Here is a 3,325-nt window from a genome sequence, read left to right on the forward strand (position 1 = left end):
ATCTCGGACCGGTTCGGCCGCCGCTCGCCGCTTGTCGCCGGACTGATCATCTACGTGGCAGCGGCCGCCGCCGCCGCCATCGCGCCAAGCTTTGAAACGCTGCTGATATGCCGGGTCGTGCAAGGCATTGGCGCGGCCGCCACGCGCGTCATCGCGGTCTCGATCGTGCGCGATACGTTCGAAGGCCGACGCATGGCCGAGGTCATGTCTCTGATCTTCATGGTGTTCATGGCGATACCCGTCATTGCSCCYGGSATCGGCCAGTTCATCATGCTGTTYGCAACCTGGCACTACATCTTCGTCACYATGGCSGTCGGYGCGCTGATCGTSTCGGCGTGGTCGCTGCTGCGCCTGCCTGAAACGCTGCRKCCCGAATATCGCCGGCCRCTCTCGGTCTCCTCCGTTGTCGGAGGATTCCGCATCGTGCTCACCAACCGCATCGCGCTCTGCTATGCCTTTGCCAGCACCTTCGTCTTTGCCGCCATGTTCGGCTTCATCGCGTCGGCGCAGCAGATCTATGTCGACRTSTTCAATGTCGGCGAGATGTTCCCGGTCATCTTCGCCGGGGTTGCGGCCGTGCTCGCCTTCTCCAATTTTCTGAACTCGCGCCTTGTCGGCCGTATCGGCATGCGCCGCCTGTCGCAGAGCGCGCTGCTGCTGTTTCTGGTCATCAGCCTGGTCTGGCTGGTGGTTTCGCTGGAAATCAAGATGCCGCTCTGGCTGTTCGTCACCTTCTTTGCCAGCGCCATGCTTCCGTTCGGCGCGCTTGGCRCCAATTTCAATGCACTGGCCATGGAGCCGCTCGGGCAACTGGCCGGCACGGCTTCGTCCATCCTGGGCTTCATGCAGACATTTCTCGGCGGCATTCTCGGCACGCTGATCGGCCAGGCTTTCAACGGCACGGTGACGCCGCTTGCCGCCGGCTTCTGCAGCGTCTCGGTCGCGGCGCTGCTGATGATCCTCATCGCTGAGCGCGGCAAGATGTTCCAGCCGCACAACCCACCTGTTTCAGGGCATGTTACCGACCTGCATTAGGGCGCATCAGGATGCACTTTGAAGCGCCGCTGTGAAGCGAGGCGCAAGCATCTGCCCCGCGATTGCTCCGCCCATACTGTCTGAAAAGGGCAATGGCAGAGCCTCGTTGAGGGCCTTGAGGATGGATGCCACGAAGGCCCGGCTGAGTTGCGGATCGGTCCCGAGATCCGAATAGGTGGCGCGAGGCTTGCCGATCAGCGTGCCGTTGCGGCGAAGCGAGAACTGCAATGTCAGGGACATGCCCGCGGTTCCCGCTGGCGGTTTCCAACAGGCATAGATAGCGTCCGACATCTCCTTGAGGGTGTCGACGGGATCACGACTGTGGCAGGGGCGCTCTTGCGCGATTGCCGCGTTGGCGTTTGCAAACAAGATTGCGGCAAGAGCCGCCGCAAAAATTGCAAACCGAGGTTTCATCCGAGAGAGCCCCCACGAAAGCACCAACTCTTCGGCCGCGCAAATCCGACGGTTCAAGCGCTCGCCGCAAGAAACTATCCTACGCAGCCCACAGTTCGCGGCGCAACTCCTGCCAGCTTTCCCGGTCGGGAGCGACCAGCAAACCACCGCCAACATGCGACGGCAGATAGGCTGTGCCGTCGAAGCGCGCGGCATGGCCGCCAGCCTCGGCATGGATCAGCACACCGGCGAGATGATCCCACGGCATCAGCTTGTTGTAGACGACGAAATGGCCATGGCCACTCGCCAGCAAGCGGTATTCGTGGGCGGCACAGCGGTAGTTGAACTGCGACAGCGTCTTGGTCTGGTTGCAGGCCAGCCGCGTACGGTCGGGCTCGGCCATGTATTGCCAGGAGACCGCGCCGGTCATCTCTGAGATCGGCGCGCTCGCGGCAACCCGCACCGTCTCCAGCGTGCCATGCGCGTGGCGGATATGGCTGCCGGCACCCTTGGCGCCGATCAGCCAGTCCTTGCCGACGGGATCATGGATGATGCCGGCRACSGTCTCSCCCTTGACCACGACGCCMAGCATGACGCCGAACAGCGGCACGCCSGASGCGAARTTGAAGGTGCCGTCGACCGGGTCGATGACGAAGGCCAGWTCGGCGTCGCCCAGACCATCGAGCAGCGCCGGATYGTCSGARCAGGCTTCCTCGCCRACGAYCATCGCCGTGGGATAGCGGTCGCGCAACCGCGCCGTGATCAGCCGCTCGGCGTTGACATCGGCTTCCGTCACCAGATCGGCGGCGGAGGTTTTCTGTCTGACGTCRCCATCGCCCAGCCGGCGAAAGCGGGGCATGATTTCGGTGTCGGCCGCCTCGGCCAGCAGGCTGGCCAGCCAGTCGATCGCGTTGTCGTCAAATGTCATCGGGAGCATCTTGCCTGCGTGTGAGGGTTTCGTTGAGAGCGGCGAAATCGAACAGTTTCCTGTCGAGCAGATGCGACGGCCTGGTGTTGGACAGCGCGTGGATCATCGTGTCCTTGCGGCCGGGCATGCGCTTTTCGATGTCGTCCAGCATCGCCTTCATGGCGTTGCGCTGAAGGCCTTCCTGGCTGCCGCAGAGGTCGCAAGGGATGATCGGGAACCGCATCGCGGCGGCGAATTTTTCGAGGTCGATCTCGGCGCAATAGCTCAGCGGCCGCAGCACCATGACGTCGCCTTCGTCATTGAGCAGCTTTGGCGGCATGGCGGCGAGACGGCCGCCATGGAACAGGTTCATGAAGAAGGTTTCGAGAATGTCCTCGCGGTGGTGGCCAAGCACCAATGCAGAACACCCCTCCTCGCGCGCGATACGGTAGAGATGGCCACGCCGCAGCCGCGAGCAGAGCGAGCAATAGGTGCTGCCCTGCGGCAGCTTGTCGGTGACGACAGAATAGGTGTCCTGGTACTCGATGCGGTGGGCAATGCCGTTGGCGTTGAGATAGTCGGGCAGGATGTGTTTTGGGAAGYTCGGCTGGCCCTGGTCGAGATTGCAGGCCAGCAATTCGACCGGCAGCAGCCCGCGCCATTTGAGGTCGAGCAGGATGGCGAGCAGGCCGTAGGAATCCTTGCCGCCCGACAGCGCGACCAGCCAGCGTTGGCCGGGCACGATCATCGAGAAATCCTCGGTCGCCTGACGGGTCAACCGCAGCAGCCGCTTGCGCAGCTTGTTGAATTCGACCGAGGACGGCACATCGGCGAACAGCGGATGAAAACCGCCCTCGGCGATCGGTTCTAGCGTCTCGATGTCTGGCTGCATATTCATGGCGCGGCGGCCCCGGGGATGTGACGTCCGCCCGGATTAGCGCATCGGCCGGAGAATCGAAACCGCAAAGCGGATGCGTGAAACAAAAAGGC

At 62.9% G+C, this 3,325-nt stretch carries 4 protein-coding genes; 1 reads left to right on the forward strand and 3 read right to left on the reverse strand.

Annotated features, from left to right (window positions below; translation table 11 throughout):
* Positions 1 to 1,035: multidrug effflux MFS transporter (locus AC1DX0_RS33300; protein ID WP_477358613.1), on the forward strand; the 1,035-nt coding region annotated here is incomplete at its 5' end.
* Positions 1,036 to 1,041: 6 nt separating this feature from the next.
* Here the strand turns inward: AC1DX0_RS33300 and AC1DX0_RS33305 are convergent.
* From AC1DX0_RS33305 to ttcA, 3 genes are all read right to left on the reverse strand, one after another.
* Positions 1,042 to 1,449 (reverse strand): hypothetical protein, encoded by a 408-nt coding sequence (locus AC1DX0_RS33305; RefSeq protein ID WP_477221276.1) that lies wholly within the window; start codon positions 1,447 to 1,449, stop codon positions 1,042 to 1,044.
* Between the two features lie 79 nt (positions 1,450 to 1,528).
* Complete coding sequence (locus AC1DX0_RS33310) at positions 1,529 to 2,356, reverse strand: inositol monophosphatase family protein (protein ID WP_477358614.1); 828 nt, start codon at positions 2,354 to 2,356, stop codon at positions 1,529 to 1,531.
* On the reverse strand, positions 2,346 to 3,233 hold the full coding sequence (gene ttcA, locus AC1DX0_RS33315) for a tRNA 2-thiocytidine(32) synthetase TtcA (RefSeq protein WP_477358616.1): 888 nt from the start codon (positions 3,231 to 3,233) through the stop codon (positions 2,346 to 2,348). Before ttcA ends, AC1DX0_RS33310 begins: the two co-directional genes overlap by 11 nt.
* Between the last annotated feature and the right edge of the window lie 92 nt (positions 3,234 to 3,325).

The organism is Mesorhizobium sp. P3_A9 (genome assembly GCF_056402975.1).

What these genes read in the sequence shown, in the direction of transcription:
- AC1DX0_RS33305 (WP_477221276.1), bottom strand. Translation starts at nt 1,449, where the DNA reads ATGAAACCTCGGTTTGCAATTTTTGCGGCGGCTCTTGCCGCAATCTTG.